Below are 15,392 nucleotides of genomic sequence, written 5' to 3' on the forward strand. Positions count from 1 at the left end.
TCAGGCCTTGGCGGCCCGGCCCGTGGCCTTCGCCGTCTTCCTGGCCGTGGCCGTCGTCTTCGCGGCGGCCTTCTTCGCCGGGGCGGCCGTCTTCTTGGCGGGGGCCTTCTTCGCCGCCGTCTTCTTCGCTCCGCGCGCCGCCGGGACGGCCCCGGTGGCGTCGCTGACCCGGTCCGGGCCGAGGATCTCGCGGAGGAACTTGCCCGTGTGGCTCGCGGGCACGGAGGCGACCTCCTCGGGGGTGCCCTCGGCGACGACCACGCCGCCGCCGCTGCCACCCTCGGGGCCCATGTCGATGATCCAGTCGGCGGTCTTGATGACATCGAGGTTGTGCTCGATGACGATCACCGAGTTGCCCTTGTCGACCAGACCGGACAGCACCTTGATCAGCTTCGAGATGTCCTCGAAGTGCAGACCGGTGGTCGGCTCGTCCAGGACGTAGACCGTGCGGCCGGTCGAACGCTTCTGGAGCTCGGAGGCGAGCTTCACGCGCTGCGCCTCACCACCGGAGAGCGTCGGCGCCGACTGGCCCAGCCGCACGTACCCGAGACCGACCTCGTTGAGCGTGCGCAGGTGGCGGGCGATCGTCGGGACGGCCTCGAAGAAGTCGAGGGCCTGCTCGATCGGCATGTCCAGGACCTCGGCGATGGACTTGCCCTTGTAGTGGACCTCCAGGGTCTCCCGGTTGTACCGGGCGCCGTGGCAGACCTCGCACGGGACGTAGACGTCCGGCAGGAAGTTCATCTCGATCTTGATCGTGCCGTCGCCGGAGCAGTTCTCGCAGCGGCCGCCCTTGACGTTGAAGGAGAACCGGCCGGGCAGGTAACCGCGGACCTTGGCCTCCATCGTCTCCGCGAAGAGCCTGCGGACGTGGTCGAAGACACCGGTGTAGGTGGCCGGGTTCGACCGGGGGGTGCGGCCGATCGGGGACTGGTCGACGTGCACCACCTTGTCGACCAGGTCGTCGCCGTCCACCCGGGTGTGGCGTCCGGGCACCGACTTGGCGCCGTTCAGCTCGCGGGCCAGGTGGGTGTAGAGGATGTCGTTGACCAGGGTCGACTTGCCGGAGCCGGAGACACCGGTGACGGCGGTGAGGACGCCCAGCGGGAAGGAGACGTCGATGTCCCGCAGGTTGTTCTCCCGGGCGCCGTGCACGGTGAGCATGCGGCCGGGGTCGACGGGACGGCGGGCCTGAGGGGTGGCGATCGCCCTGCGGCCGGACAGGTACTGCCCGGTCATCGACTCCTCGTTGGCGAGGAGCTCCTTCAAAGGACCGGAGTGGACGACCTTGCCGCCGTGCTCTCCGGCGCCCGGGCCGATGTCCACGACCCAGTCGGCGACCTTGATCGTGTCCTCGTCGTGCTCGACCACGATGAGCGTGTTGCCCATGTCCCGCAGCCGGACGAGGGTCTCGATGAGCCGGTGGTTGTCCCGCTGGTGCAGGCCGATGGACGGCTCGTCCAGGACGTACAGCACTCCGACCAGGCCGGAGCCGATCTGGGTGGCGAGCCGGATGCGCTGGGCCTCGCCGCCGGAGAGCGTGCCCGCGGCGCGGTTGAGCGAGAGGTAGTCGAGGCCGACGTCCACGAGGAAGCGGAGCCGCTCGTTGACCTCCTTGAGGACGCGCTCGGCGATCTTCTTGTCGCGCGCGCTCAGCGTCAGGCGCGAGAGGAACTCGGCGCAGTCGCTGATGGACATCGCGGAGACCTCGGCGATGGACTTGTCCATGACGGTGACCGCGAGGACGATCGGCTTGAGGCGGGTGCCCTCACAGGTGGGGCAGGGCACCTCGCGCATGTAGCCCTCGAAGCGCTCGCGGCTGGAGTCGCTCTCGGCCTCGCTGTGCCGCCGCTTGACGAAGGAGACGGCGCCCTCGAAGGCGGGGGTGGTGTACGCCCGCTCGCGGCCGTACCGGTTGCGGTAGCGGACCTCGACCTGCGTCTTGTGGCCGTACATCAGGGCCTTCTTGGCCCGCTGCGGCAGCCCCGCGTACGGGATGTCCGTGCGGAAGCCGAGCGCCTGGGCGAGACCGCCGATGAGCCGGCCGAAGTACTCCTTGGTGTGGCCGTGCGACCAGGGGTGGATGGCGCCCTCGTCGAGGGACTTCTCCTCGTCGGGGACGATCAGCTCCGGGTCGACCTCCATGCGGGTGCCGATGCCGGTGCAGTCCGGGCAGGCGCCGAAGGGCGAGTTGAAGGAGAAGGAGCGCGGCTCCAGCTCCTCGAAGGAGAGGTCGTCGTACGGGCAGTAGAGGTGCTCCGAGAACATCCGCTCGCGCTCGGGGTCGTCCTCGGGGAGGTCGACGAAGTCGAGCACGACCATGCCGCCGGAGAGGCCGAGGGCGGTCTCCACGGAGTCGGTGAGCCGGCGCTTGGCACCGTCCTTCACGGTGAGGCGGTCGACGACCACCTCGATCGTGTGCTTCTCCTGCTTCTTCAGCACCGGCGGCTCGCTGAGCTGCACGGTCACCCCGTCGACCCGGGCGCGGCTGTAGCCCTTGGTCTGGAGGTCGGCGAAGAGGTCCACGAACTCGCCCTTGCGCTCGCGGACGAGCGGCGAGAGGACCTGGAAGCGGCTGCCCTCCGGCAGCTCCAGGACCCTGTCCACGATGGCCTGCGGCGACTGGCGCGAGATGGGGCGGCGGCACTCGGGACAGTGCGGCTTGCCGATGCGCGCGAAGAGGAGCCGGAGGTAGTCGTAGACCTCGGTGATGGTGCCGACCGTGGAGCGCGGGTTGCGCGAGGTCGACTTCTGGTCGATGGAGACGGCGGGCGAGAGACCCTCGATGAAGTCCACGTCCGGCTTGTCCATCTGGCCGAGGAACTGCCGTGCGTACGAGGAGAGGGACTCGACGTAGCGACGCTGCCCCTCGGCGAAGATCGTGTCGAAGGCGAGGGAGGACTTGCCCGACCCCGAGAGTCCGGTGAAGACGATGAGGGAGTCGCGCGGGAGGTCGAGCGAGACGTTCTTGAGGTTGTGCTCGCGCGCGCCACGGACGATGAGACGGTCGGCCACGCCGGTCCGCACCTTTCTTGAGAGAGCGGATGTGCCTGAACACCCAACAACCAAGGATGCCTGATGCTTCCAGCGAGCTTATAGCACGCACATTCGATTCCCGGCCGGTCGACGAGCGCTTCACCCGAACGAGTGGTCGGCGCTAGGGTCGGCGCCATGATCGATCACGAGCGCGACCTGGCCTCCGTACGCGAGGCGACCGAGCGGCTGCTGAACGACGCCGCCTCCTGGGACAACGCGGCCGTCGCCGAGCCGTCACGGCTTCCGGGCTGGAGCCGCGGCCACGTTCTCGCCCACCTCTCCCGGAACGCCGACGCCCTGGTGAACGTCCTGCGGGGGCTGCCCATGTACGCGAGCGCCGAGGCGCGCGACGCCGACATCGAGCGGGACGCCGCGCGGCCGCTCGACGCGCAGCTCGCCGATCTGCGCGCGACCGCCGACCGCTTCCAGGCCGTGGCCGCCGAGCCCGCCGACTGGAGCCGTACGGTCGAGCTGCGCAACGGGGTCACCGACAGCGCCTCCCGGCTGCCCTTCCGCCGCTGGGTGGAGGTGGCCCTGCACCACGTGGACCTGGGCGCCGGCTACGAGCTGGAGGACCTTCCCGCGGAGTTCACGGACCGGGAGATCGCCTTCCTCGCGGACCGCTTCGCCGGCCTGGAGAGCGTGCCGCCGACCGCCCTGCGCGCCGACGACGGACGTACCTGGACGACCGGCCGCACTCGGGGCGCCGACGAGCAGGCCGTCACGGTGTCCGGCCCCGCCGCCGATCTGCTCGGCTGGCTCGCCGGACGGCGCGACGGCTCGGCCCTGAAGACCGAGGGCGGCGCGCTGCCCGCCCTGCCGCCGCTGTAGACACGGAGCCCGGCCGGTCCCGCCCGCGGGCGGGGCCGGCCCGCACCTCATGACGGGCGGGGCCGGATTACGCTGAGCCCATGACGTACAGCGGAGCGGTGAAGGTCGGCGGGCCCGCCGACGTGCACGAGCTGTCGGAGCTGATGATCTCCAAGGTCGCGGTCGGCCCGATGGACAACAACGCGTACCTGCTGCGCTGCCGGGCGACCGGTGAGCAGCTCCTGATCGACGCGGCGAACGAGCCCCACACCCTCCTCACCCTGATCGGCGACGACGGCATCGCCGGTGTCGTCACCACGCACCGGCACGGCGACCACTGGCAGGCCCTGGCCGAGGTGGTGGCCGCGACCGGCGCCCGGACGTACGCGGGGGCGTACGACGCGGAGGGCATCCCGGTCACGACCGACGTGCCCGTGGAGGACGGCGACACGATCCGGGTCGGCCGGGTCGGGCTGACCGCCCGCCGGCTCGTCGGCCACACCCCGGGTTCGATCGTGCTGATCTACGACGACCCGCACGGCCACCCCCACGTCTTCACCGGCGACTGCCTCTTCCCCGGCGGCGTCGGCAACACATGGCAGGACCCCGAGGCGTTCGCGCGCCTGCTCCACGACGTCGAGACCAAGCTCTTCGCCGTTCTGCCGGACGAGTCCTGGATCTACCCGGGCCACGGCAGGGACACCACGCTCGGTGACGAGCGCCCGCACCTGCCGGAGTGGCGCGAGCGGGGCTGGTGAGCCGGGACGGCCCCCGGCGGTCACCGCCGTGACCAGGGTGGCGCGCACACGGTTTCCCGTGCGCTTCCGCACGCCCCCGTAACCGGGACGCCCGGCGGGTAGTTGGCGCGACATGCGCCACAGTCACCCTCCGTCGCCGTCCCGTGCGCCTTCGATGGCCCGGCTCGCCGTCGCCTCGCTCGTCGGCACGGCCGTCGAGTTCTACGACTTCTTCATCTACGGCACCGCCGCGGCCCTCGTCCTCGGGCCGCTCTTCTTCCCGACCTTCTCACCGCTCGCCGGGACGCTGGCGGCCTTCGGCACCTTCGCCGTGGGCTTCCTCGCCCGCCCGCTGGGCTCGATCGTGTTCGGCCACATCGGCGACCGGTACGGGCGGCGGCCGGTGCTGTTCGTGTCGCTGCTGCTCACCGGCTGCGCCACCGTCGCGGTCGGCTGCGTCCCGGCGTACGGGTCGATCGGCGTCGCCGCCCCCCTGCTGCTGCTGACGCTCCGCTTCCTGCAGGGCCTCGGCCTGGGCGGCGAGTGGGGCGGGGCGGTGCTGCTCACCGCCGAGCACGCGCCCGCGCACCGGCGCGCGCTGTGGGCGAGTTTCCCGCAGATCGGTCCGGCGGTCGGCTTCCTCCTCGCCAACGGGGTGATGCTGGGACTCTCGGCGGGGCTAAGCGACGCCGAGTTCCGCTCCTGGGGCTGGCGGGTGCCGTTCTGGGTGGCCGGTGTCCTGGCCGCCGCGGGCCTGCTGCTGCGCTCCTCGCTGGCGGAGACCCCGCAGTTCGAGGAGCTGTCGGCGACCGGACGCCGGGCGAGCGCCCCGCTGGCCGAGGTGGCACGCGGCCACTGGCGTCTGGTGCTGCTCACGGCCGGCGCGCTGGCGGTCGGGTACGCGATCTTCTACACGGTCTCCACCTGGGCGCTGGCCTACGGCACCGAGCGGCTCGGAGTGAGCAGCACGGTGATGCTGACCTGCGTCATGGCCGCCGTGGCGATCAAGGGGGCTGCCACCCCGTTCGTGGCCCTGCTCGCGGACCGCTGGGGGCGCCGCCCGCTGTGCCTGGCGGGCTGCGCGGCGGCGGCGTTGTGGATGTTCCCGCTGGTGGGGCTGCTGCACACGGGCCGGCCCCTGCTGATGTTCCTCGGTTTCCTGGGGGCGCTGCTGGCCTTCATCACGATGTTCGCGGTGGTGGCGGCGTACCTGCCGGAGCTGTACGAGCCCCGGGTGCGCTGCACGGGCGCCGCGGTCGGCTACAACCTGGCGGGTGTCCTGGGCGGCGCGCTCACCCCGCTCGTCGCCACGGCGCTCTCGGAGGGCCGCTCGGGGCCGCCCTGGGGGGTGGCGGCCTATCTGACGCTGCTCGCCCTGCTGAGCCTGGGCTGCTTCGCGCTGCTCCCGGAGACGATGCCGGAGCGCTCGGGCGCGGTGGAGGGGGCGCCCGCCTGAGGGCGGCGGACGCGCCGACGGCCGGCCGGGAGGATTCCCGGCCGGCCGTCGCCGTGCGGTGGGGCGTACGCCCGTGGGCGTCAGGCGCCGACGCTGTCCTTCTCGCCGGACCCGGTGGCCGCGGCTTCCTCGGCCTCCTTGCGCTCCTGCTTCTTCGAGGCGATCAGGCTGGTGACGGTCGTGATGACCAGCACGCCGCAGATGACCGCGAGGGAGAACGGGATCGAGATCTCGGGGACGTGGACGCCGGACTCGTGCAGGGCGTGCAGCACGAGCTTGACGCCGATGAAGCCGAGGATCACCGACAGGCCGTAGCTGAGGTGGACCAGCTTCTTCAGCAGGCCGCCGATCAGGAAGTACAGCTGGCGCAGACCCATGAGGGCGAAGGCGTTGGCGGTGAAGACGATGTACGGGTCCTGGGTGAGGCCGAAGATCGCCGGGATCGAGTCGAGGGCGAAGAGGACGTCGGTGGTGCCGATGGCCAGCATGACGACCATCAGCGGCGTCAGCACCCGCTTGCCGTTGTTGCGGATGAACAGCTTGGTGCCGTGGTACCGGTCCGCGACGCCGAACTTCTTCTCGACGGACTTCAGGAGACGGTTCTCCTCGAAGTCGTCCTCCTCCTCGTCGGAGCGCGCCTCCTGGATGAGCTTCCAGGCGGTGTAGATCAGGAACGCGCCGAAGATGTAGAAGACCCAGGAGAAGCTGGCGATGATCGCGGCGCCCGCCGCGATGAAGATCGCGCGGAGCACCAGGGCGATCAGCACACCGATCAGCAGCACGCGCTGCTGGAGGTGGGAGGGCACCGAGAACTTCGCCATGATCAGGACGAAGACGAAGAGGTTGTCGACGCTCAGCGACTTCTCGGTGATGAATCCGGCGAAGAACTCTCCGGACGCCTGGCTGTTGCCGAAGAACAGCAGGCCGAGGCCGAAGAGGACGGCGAGGACGATCCAGACGACCGTCCAGATGCCGGCTTCCTTCACCGACACGTCATGGGGCTTGCGGCCGATGAGGAAGTCGGCTCCGATGAGGGCACACAGACCGAGAATGGTCAGCACCCACAGGGTCATTGAAACGTCCACTGCGCCTCCGGCGTCGTACGGCTACTGATCAGCGTCGTCGCTGCCGGAGGTCTCTTCCACCCGGGCGGCACGCGTGCCGCCACCGGGCCGACGCCCCGGGCCGGATCACCGTGATCCGTCCGTACTGACGGGAACGCCGCGCATGGGGAGTACTCCCCTCCGCACCAAGAACACTACCCGAAGAACCAAGAGAAGGTAAAGGGCAGGGTAAAGAGGGCTCAAAAGGCCAGGTCAGCGCGGGCTCTGAGGACGAGCTCCGGCCACGTGGGCGAGGACCTGACGCAGCACGGCGCTGCCCGGCGGGAGCACCGGCGGCTCGTACGTCCAGGCGTGGCCGACCCACGGATCGGCGAGGTGGTCGTCGGGCACCGGGGTGAGCCGGAGCAGCGAACGCCACAGGGGGTCGAGCACGGGGCCGTAGGCGGCGGCGTCCTCCCGGTCGGCGACGAGCAGCAGATGGACCCCGACCGAGGGGCCCTCGTCGGCGAGGTACCGCAGCCGGGTGACGGCCCGGTCGTCGAAGCCGTGCGGGAAGTCGTGCACGATCAGCAGCTGCCGGGCCGTGTCCAGACCGGGCGGCAGCGCGTCGGGGGCGCCCGCGCGCAGCGCCATCTGGAGCAGGTCGACCCGTTCGGTCAGCTGTTCCAGGACGGTGGTGACGCCGGCCGCGCCCCGGGCCACGGGGGCGGCGAGGACGCCGGTCTCCACGAGGGGCGCGAAGGCGGCGGCGCCCGAACCGGCCGGGTCGAGGACGTGGACGGCGAACCGGCCCGGCGGGTGGACCGCGAGCAGCCGGGCCGTGTGCGCGACGGCGGTGTCGAGGGCGAGCCGCCGCAGTTCCGCCGGGTCGAGGACGCCGGCCGCCCCGGAGCGGTCCCGGCCGCTGTCCACCCAGATCCCGCGCTCCAGCGGGAGCCGGACGAGCAGCGGGATGCGCAGCTCCGGACGCTCGGGAAGGTGCAGGTCGCCCAGGCGGACGGCCATCGGCGGCTCGTCGGGGGCGCGGTAGGCGTGCCAGACCGGGTTGTCCCAGCGGGCGTACGCGACGGGGAGGGCCGGTTCGACCACCTCCGACTCGGCGGCGAGCCGGTCCAGGTCGCGGTCGAGGACCTCCCGGGCCCGCTCCACGAGGTCGTCGTGCCGGGCCTTGGCGGCCGCCCTGGCGGCGTCGCCGGCGCCGCCGATCCGGGCTCGGGGGTCGGAGAGCGCCTGGTCGAGCTCCTGGTCGAGCCGCGTCTCGGCGAAGTCGCGGGCGCTGCGGTAGGCGGCGGCGGTGCGGGCCAGGTCCTCGAACATGCCCCAGACCTGGTTGTAGAGGCGCTCGTCCATGGACCAGCCGGCGGCGTCCCCCGCGACGGGTGCGGGGTAGGGGGAGGCCGGGTCCGGCTCGCCGGGGCCGGGCGCGGGAACGGGAGCCGTGGCCGCGGGGACGGGGGTGGCCGGCGCGGGGACGGGGGCGCTCGGCCGGCGGCGCGGGTGGCTGTAGCTGATGGTCCCTCCGCCGCTCGTCCCGTCCTGCGGCGCGCTCCGCGGTGCGCCCCCCGTCCCCGGGGCTCCGGCGGCGGTGACCGGGGGCCGGGCTGCGGCTTCGAGGACCGTGGCCGCGAGCTCGGCGGGACGTTCCAGGCCCTGGTCGGCGAGGAGCGCGGCGAGCCCGCCCTCGTACCCCTGGCCGACCGCGCGGACCTTCCAGGCGCCCTGGCGCCGGTACAGCTCCAGGGCGACGACGGCGGTCTCGCGGCCGAGGCCGGCGAGGGTGTGCGCGACGAGGGCCCGGCCCTCCGGCCCGCACACGGAGACGTAGGGGGCGGCGGCCGTACCGAAGCGGTCGGGGCCGCCCTCGCCCGGGGGCAGGACGAGCAGCACCGAGACCCGGTGGACGGCCTCCGGGAGCGCCGCCGGGTCGACGGCGAGACGGTGTTCGGCCGCCACCGTGCGGGGCACGCCGACGCCGGGCAGGGCGGGCGCGCCGGGATGGGCGACCCGTCCGGCGTCCGTGACCCGGCCGTCCGCGTCACCGAGGGTGGCCAGGGCGACGACCGGATGACCGGCCGAGACCCGGATCTCCAGGCGGGTGTCGGGCAGGGGGTGGTTCTGCCCCCGGACCAGCTCGGCGGTCATCTCGGCTCTGTTCCCCTCGGCGTGTCCCCGGCCGGGCGCCGGGTGGTTGCTGTGGAACAGCTCCCGGTGGCCTGGGCCGCCGGGAGCTGTGGGTGCGTACGCGGGCCGCGGGTTACAGGTGCGGCAGGATGGCGGGCATGAGGTCCTGGAAGGTGCGGCCGTTGGCCGGGTTCCCCAGGGCGGTCATCTGCCAGCCCGTACCGGCCCGGTGCACCTTGGCCATGATCTGCGCGGTGTACTGGCCGCCGCCGTCGAGGGTGTAGCGCGCGAGCTCCTGCCCGTTCGTCTCGTCGACGAGCCGGCAGAAGGCGTTCTGCACCTCCTGGAAGGTCTGGCCGGTGAAGGAGTTCACCGTGAAGACGATCTGGTCGATGTGGACCGGGACGCGCTGGAGGTCGACGAGGATCGCCTCGTCGTCGCCGCCCTGGCCGACACCGCCGACCAGGTTGTCACCGGTGTGCCGCACCGAGCCGTCGTCGCTGACGAGGTGGCGGAAGAAGACCACGTCCACCGGCTGCTTGCCGGCGAACAGCACGGCCGAGGCGTCCAGGTCGATCTCCCGGGTGCGCGAGCCGAAGAGGCCGCGGCGCGGCGCGGCCTGCCAGCCGAGCCCCATCCGTACCTGGTCGAGGCTGCCCCCGCCCTGCTTCTCCAGGCTGATGGCCTGCCCCTTGGTCATGTTGACCGTCACGCGCTGCCCCTCTCGTTAGCGTTCCCCGCGCCCGCCGTCGTGTGCGTGCGGCTGGGCAGCACCCTACGCAGGGGCACCGACGGCGCAGCAGACGCGGTCCGGTTTTGTGTCGGTGTTGCAACACACCGGACCGCCTGCCGCACGGCGGGAAGGTCAGGCGAGCCCCGCCTCCTTCATCTGGCGCAACTCCTTCTTCAGCTCGCCCACTTCGTCGCGGAGCCGGGCCGCGACCTCGAACTGGAGCTCGGCCGCGGCGGCCCGCATCCGGTCGGTCATCTCCTCGATGATCGCGGCCAGTTCGGTCGCCGGGCGGTCGCCCAGTTCGACGGTGCCCGACCGGCCGGCGCCCTTGCCCTTCCCCTTGCCGGGGGCGCCGTGCGCGGCGAGCGCGGGGACGGGTGCCTTGGCGCCCTTGCCGTCCTTGGACTGGCGGTAGCCCGTGCCGAGGAGTTCCTCGGTGTCGATCTCCTCGCGGGCGATGGTCGCGACGATGTCGTTGATCTTCTTGCGGAGCGGCTGCGGGTCGATGCCGTGCTCGGTGTTGTACGCGACCTGCTTCTCGCGGCGCCGGTTGGTCTCGTCGATGGCCTGTGCCATCGCCGGGGTGATGGTGTCCGCGTACATGTGGACCTGCCCGGAAACGTTGCGCGCGGCACGGCCGATGGTCTGGATCAGGGAGGTGCCCGAGCGCAGGAACCCCTGCTTGTCGGCGTCGAGGATGGCGACGAGGGAGACCTCCGGAAGGTCGAGGCCCTCGCGGAGGAGGTTGATGCCGACCAGGACGTCGTACTCGCCGGAGCGCAGCTCGCGCAGCAGCTCGATGCGGCGCAGGGTGTCGACGTCGCTGTGGAGGTAGCGCACCTGGATGCCGAGCTCCAGGAAGTAGTCGGTGAGGTCCTCGGCCATCTTCTTGGTGAGGGTGGTGACGAGGACCCGCTCGTCCTTCTCGGTGCGCAGCCGGATCTCGTGCACCAGGTCGTCGATCTGGCCCTCGGTGGGCTTGACGACGACCTCCGGGTCGACCAGGCCGGTGGGACGGATGATCTGCTCCACGAAGCCGTCCGAGCGGGAGAGCTCGTAGGTGCCGGGGGTCGCCGAGAGGTAGACGGTCTGGCCGATCCGCTCCTGGAACTCCTCCCACTTCAGGGGCCGGTTGTCCAGGGCCGAGGGAAGCCGGAACCCGTGGTCGACGAGGGTCCGCTTGCGGGAGGCGTCGCCCTCGTACATCGCGCCGATCTGCGGCACGGTGACGTGGGACTCGTCGATGACCAGGAGGAAGTCCTCCGGGAAGTAGTCGAGGAGGGTGTTGGGCGGGGAGCCGGGCTCGCGTCCGTCGAAGTGCAGCGAGTAGTTCTCGATGCCGGAGCAGGAGCCGATCTGGCGCATCATCTCGATGTCGTACGTGGTCCGCATGCGCAGGCGCTGGGACTCCAGGTGCTTGCCCTGCTTGTCGAGCTCGGCCAGGCGGCTCTCCAGCTCGCGCTCGATGTCGTTGACGGCCCGCTCCATGCGCTCGGGGCCGGCGACGTAGTGGCTGGCGGGGAAGACGTACAGCTCCCGGTCCTCGCTGATGACCTCGCCGGTCAGCGGGTGGAGGGTGGAGAGGGCCTCGATCTCGTCGCCGAACATCTCGATGCGGACGGCGAGCTCCTCGTACACCGGGAAGATCTCGATGGTGTCACCGCGCACCCGGAAGGTGCCCCGGGTGAACGCGAGGTCGTTGCGGGTGTACTGGATGTCGACGAAGCGGCGCAGCAGCTGGTCGCGGTCGATCTCCTCGCCGACCTTGAGCGGGACCATGCGGTCCACGTACTCCTGGGGGGTGCCGAGGCCGTAGATGCAGGAGACCGAGGCGACCACGACGACGTCCCTGCGGGTGAGCAGCGAGTTCGTCGCGGAGTGGCGCAGCCGCTCCACCTCCTCGTTGATCGAGGAGTCCTTCTCGATGTAGGTGTCCGACTGCGGGACGTACGCCTCGGGCTGGTAGTAGTCGTAGTACGAGACGAAGTACTCGACCGCGTTGTTCGGCAGGAGCTCGCGGAACTCGTTGGCCAGCTGGGCGGCCAGGGTCTTGTTCGGCGCCATGACCAGGGTGGGGCGCTGGAGCTTCTCGATCATCCAGGCCGTGGTGGCCGACTTGCCGGTGCCCGTGGCGCCGAGCAGCACGACGTCCTTCTCGCCCGCGCGGACGCGCCGCTCGAGCTCGGCGATGGCGGCGGGCTGGTCGCCGCTGGGCTGGTAGGGGCTGACGACCTCGAAGGGCGCCACCGAACGTTCGATCTTGGAAACGGGCCGCATGCAACCACCGTACGACCCCGCACCGACAGTCGGGCGGTGATCGGTTCCCCGCCCGGTCCCGCCCGCCCGGTTCACCAGTCCTGGGAGCGGTGTCCGGCGCGGTGGACGGCCCTGCGGGCGCCGCGTCCGGCGGGGCGTGCGCTCCAGTTCGCGGGCTCGCCGTAGGTGGGCACGTAGCGGGGGGCGGGGACGCCGGGCCGGTGCACGGCGCGGGCCGGGGTCCGGTGCCGGTCCGGGTCGCCCATGACGAGCAGCGGGTCGAACATCACGACGACGGCCGCCAGGATCAGGAAGACCGCCGGCCCGATCAGCATCGGCAGGAGGGAGGTGGCGGTGTCGCCGGGGCCGGCCGGGGCGTCGCCGCCGTGGAGGTGGACGCTGACCGCCGACATGGCGGTGTAGTGCATACCACTGACGGCGACTCCCATCACCAGGCTCGCTCCGAGGCTGGCCAGAAATCCATGGACGGAGACAGCGGCCCAGAGGGCCGCGGTGGCGGCCACGACGGCGATGAGGACGGAGAGCGCGACGGTGAGGGTGTCGTACTCGATCCGGCCCTCCAGGCGTATGCCGGCCATGCCGAGGTAGTGCATGGTGGCGATGCCGAGACCGGTGATGGTGCCGCCGGTCACCAGGGTGAGAGCGGTCGCCGCGCGGTAGCCCACGATGAAGATCCCGATGCCGACCATGAGGACGGCGACGCCCAGGCTGGCGAAGGTGATGGGCAGGTCGTAGCTGATCGGCGCCTGCCGGACCGAGAAGCCCATCATCGCGATGAAGTGCATGGTCCATATCCCGGTGCCGATGGAGGTGGCGCCGAGGGCGAGCCAGCCGGCCTTGAAGGTGTCGTCGTGGCGGAGCGACCGGGTGGTGCACCTCAGTCCGAGGGCACCGCCGAGGCAGGCCATGAGAAAGGCGGCCACGGGCGTGACGAGCCCGTAGCTGAAACCGTCGACCGTGCCCTGCATGAGCGTGTGCCCTCCACCCCTGGTGCAACTTCGTCCGAAAACAGTCGGAACCGCTGGGTACTACCCCCGGGGCGAGATTATGGCGCGCCCGGAGGCGGGCGACCATGCGGCCGGGGATTTTCCCCTGGTGAGACCTGAGCGAGACCGCGCCGTGATGCCGGACCGGCTGTCGGTGGCGGGTCGTACGGTGAGGGCATGGACATCGAAGCGGGGTCCGCCGTCGAGTGGACGGTGGTGGAGAGCGGCATCGGACCGCTCCTCCTGGCGGCGACGGCGAAGGGGCTCGTGCGGGTGGAGTTCCACGCCGGTGCCGAGCGGCGCGCGGGCATGCTCGCCCGGCTGGCGGAGCAGCTGGGGACGCGGCCGGTGGAGTGTGCCTCGGGCCTGCTCGCCGAGCCGATACGCCGGCTCCACCGCTACTTCGCGGGCGACCCGCGCGGCTTCGACCTGCCCCTGGACTGGTCGCTGACGGCCGGCTTCCACCGGCAGGTGCTGCGTGAGCTCGCGACGGGCGTGCCGTACGGGACGGTCGTCGGGTACGGGGAGCTGGCGCGGCGCGTGGGGCAGCCGGGCGGGGCGCAGGCGGTGGGGGCGGCGATGGGTGCCAATCCGCTGCCGGTGGTGGTGCCGTGCCACCGGGTGGTGGAGAGCGACGGAGGGCTGGGCGGCTTCGGGGGCGGCCTGGAGACGAAGCGGCGGCTGCTGGCGCTGGAGGGGGTGCTGCCGGAGCCGCTGTTCTGAGCGGGCGTGCCGGGAACGGGCACCGTCGGAGGCGGGGCTCGCGGGAGGGACGGGGCCGGACCGCCGGAGGCGGGGGCGCGCGGGCGTTCCCCTGGTGGAGGACGGCTGGCAGACTCACGTAAGTGACCAAGATGCCCGACACCCCTGACAGCGAGCTCTCCTACGGAACGCCCGCGCCCGGCGCGCTCCCCGCTCTGCGCCGGCGCGTCCGGGCCGTCCTGATCGCCACCCAGATCCTGGGCGGTCTCGGCATCGCCACCGGAGTCGCGCTCGCCGCCGTCCTCGCCAAGGAGGTCAGCGGTACGGAGGCCCTGTCGGGACTCGCCTCCACGGCGACGGTGGCGGGGCCCGCGCTGCTCGCCATGCCGCTGGCCGCCCTGATGTCGGCGCGGGGACGACGGGCCGGGCTGGTCCTCGCCTACCTGCTCGGGGCGCTCGGCGCCGGGGTGGCCGTCCTCGGCGCGGTCGTCGACAGCTTCCCGCTGCTGCTCGTGGGTCTGGTGGGGTTCGGGGCGGGCTCCTCGGCCAATCTCGCGGCCCGTTTCGCCGCCGCCGACCTGGAGGAGGCCGACCGCAGGGCGCGCGCCATCTCCATGGTGGTGTGGGCGACCACGATCGGGGCCGTCCTCGGGCCCAACATCGCCGCGCCCGCCGGGGAGAGCGTCACCGGCCTGGGCATCCCCGCCACGGCCGGACCCTTCGTCTGGGCCGCCGGCGTCTTCGTGATCGCGGCGGCCGTGGTGGCCCTGCTGCTGCGCCCGGACCCGCTCCTGACCGCCCGCGCCCTGGCCGACGCCGAGGCGCCGGGCCGCCCGCCGGAGAACCGTTCCCTCAGGGCCGGCATGCGGGCCGTACGGGAGTCCGCGCCCGCCCGGCTCGCCCTCGTCACGGTCGCCGTCTCCCACACCGCCATGGTGTCGATCATGTCGATGACCCCGGTCGCCCTCGACCACCACGGGGCGGGCATCCAGCTGATCGGCCTGGTGATCAGCGGACACATCGCCGGTATGTACGCCTTCTCGCCCGTCATGGGCTGGCTCTCCGACCGGCTCGGCCGGCGCGCCGTGATCGGCCTCGCGGCCGGGCTCATCGCGCTGGCCGCGCTGCTCGCGGGCACGGCGGGACCGAGCCACGGCCAGACCGCGCTCGGCCTCTTCGTCCTGGGGCTCGGCTGGTCGGCGGGCCTGGTCTCCGGTTCGGCGCTGCTCACGGACTCGGTGCCGCAGGCGCAGCGGGCGGCGGCCCAGGGCCTCTCCGACTTCGTGATGAACACCGCCGCGGGCGTGGGCGGCCTCGCGGCGGGCCTGGTCGTGGCGCAGGCGGGTTACGGTCCGCTCAACGCGATCGCCGCGTGCCTGCTGCTGCCCATGGCGGCCCTGGCGCTGCGGAGCACCACCCGCGCGACCTGAGCCGCGCGGCCGGCCCGGCGGACGGCGGCGCGAGGCGGCC

General features: G+C 72.2%; 11 protein-coding genes. 5 read left to right on the forward strand and 6 right to left on the reverse strand.

The features are described 5' to 3' along the window. Positions 1-3,015 (reverse strand): excinuclease ABC subunit UvrA, encoded by a 3,015-nt coding sequence (uvrA, locus tag ABTY40_RS07675; RefSeq protein ID WP_352058671.1) that lies wholly within the window; start codon positions 3,013-3,015, stop codon positions 1-3. A gap of 156 nt (positions 3,016-3,171) precedes the next feature. Between uvrA and ABTY40_RS07680 the strand changes: the two genes are divergently transcribed. The 3 genes from ABTY40_RS07680 to ABTY40_RS07690 all read left to right on the forward strand — a co-directional run bounded on the left by ABTY40_RS07680 (position 3,172) and on the right by ABTY40_RS07690 (position 6,039). Beyond that, on the forward strand, positions 3,172-3,867 hold the full coding sequence (locus ABTY40_RS07680) for a maleylpyruvate isomerase family mycothiol-dependent enzyme (RefSeq protein WP_352058672.1): 696 nt from the start codon (positions 3,172-3,174) through the stop codon (positions 3,865-3,867). Positions 3,868-3,947: 80 nt separating this feature from the next. Then, positions 3,948-4,604: an MBL fold metallo-hydrolase gene (locus tag ABTY40_RS07685; protein ID WP_352058673.1), complete on the forward strand. Its 657-nt coding sequence runs from the start codon at positions 3,948-3,950 to the stop codon at positions 4,602-4,604. 154 nt (positions 4,605-4,758) lie between these two features. Continuing rightward, positions 4,759-6,039 carry an MFS transporter gene (locus ABTY40_RS07690; protein WP_352058674.1) on the forward strand — a complete coding sequence of 427 codons (1,281 nt, stop codon included), beginning with the start codon at positions 4,759-4,761 and terminating at the stop codon, positions 6,037-6,039. Positions 6,040-6,119: 80 nt separating this feature from the next. On the opposite strand, the gene ABTY40_RS07695 is transcribed toward ABTY40_RS07690, so the two are convergent. The 5 genes from ABTY40_RS07695 to ABTY40_RS07715 all read right to left on the reverse strand — a co-directional run bounded on the left by ABTY40_RS07695 (position 6,120) and on the right by ABTY40_RS07715 (position 13,202). Then, a complete protein-coding gene (locus ABTY40_RS07695; protein ID WP_309051313.1) occupies positions 6,120-7,124 on the reverse strand; it encodes a TerC/Alx family metal homeostasis membrane protein in 1,005 nt (334 codons plus the stop codon). Between the two features lie 231 nt (positions 7,125-7,355). Beyond that, positions 7,356-9,245: a TerD family protein gene (locus ABTY40_RS07700; protein ID WP_352058675.1), complete on the reverse strand. Its 1,890-nt coding sequence runs from the start codon at positions 9,243-9,245 to the stop codon at positions 7,356-7,358. Positions 9,246-9,357: 112 nt separating this feature from the next. Then, entirely contained in the window at positions 9,358-9,936 is a 579-nt protein-coding gene (locus tag ABTY40_RS07705; RefSeq protein WP_309051311.1) for a TerD family protein, read from the reverse strand. Positions 9,937-10,089: 153 nt separating this feature from the next. Further along, positions 10,090-12,234, reverse strand: coding sequence for an excinuclease ABC subunit UvrB (gene uvrB, locus ABTY40_RS07710; protein ID WP_352058676.1), 2,145 nt, complete (start codon positions 12,232-12,234; stop codon positions 10,090-10,092). Positions 12,235-12,305: 71 nt separating this feature from the next. After that, positions 12,306-13,202: an MHYT domain-containing protein gene (locus ABTY40_RS07715; RefSeq protein ID WP_352058677.1), complete on the reverse strand. Its 897-nt coding sequence runs from the start codon at positions 13,200-13,202 to the stop codon at positions 12,306-12,308. Positions 13,203-13,397: 195 nt separating this feature from the next. Between ABTY40_RS07715 and ABTY40_RS07720 the strand changes: the two genes are divergently transcribed. Together ABTY40_RS07720 and ABTY40_RS07725 are read left to right on the forward strand one after the other, a co-directional pair. Further along, complete coding sequence (locus tag ABTY40_RS07720) at positions 13,398-13,943, forward strand: methylated-DNA--[protein]-cysteine S-methyltransferase (RefSeq protein WP_352058678.1); 546 nt, start codon at positions 13,398-13,400, stop codon at positions 13,941-13,943. A gap of 131 nt (positions 13,944-14,074) precedes the next feature. Beyond that, positions 14,075-15,352, forward strand: a complete 1,278-nt coding sequence (locus ABTY40_RS07725) for an MFS transporter (RefSeq protein ID WP_352058822.1) — start codon at positions 14,075-14,077, stop codon at positions 15,350-15,352. The last annotated feature ends 40 nt before the right edge of the window (positions 15,353-15,392 follow it).

It is taken from the genome of Streptomyces sp. NPDC126503, from assembly GCF_040302405.1.
Classification (GTDB): domain Bacteria; phylum Actinomycetota; class Actinomycetes; order Streptomycetales; family Streptomycetaceae; genus Streptomyces; species Streptomyces gulbargensis.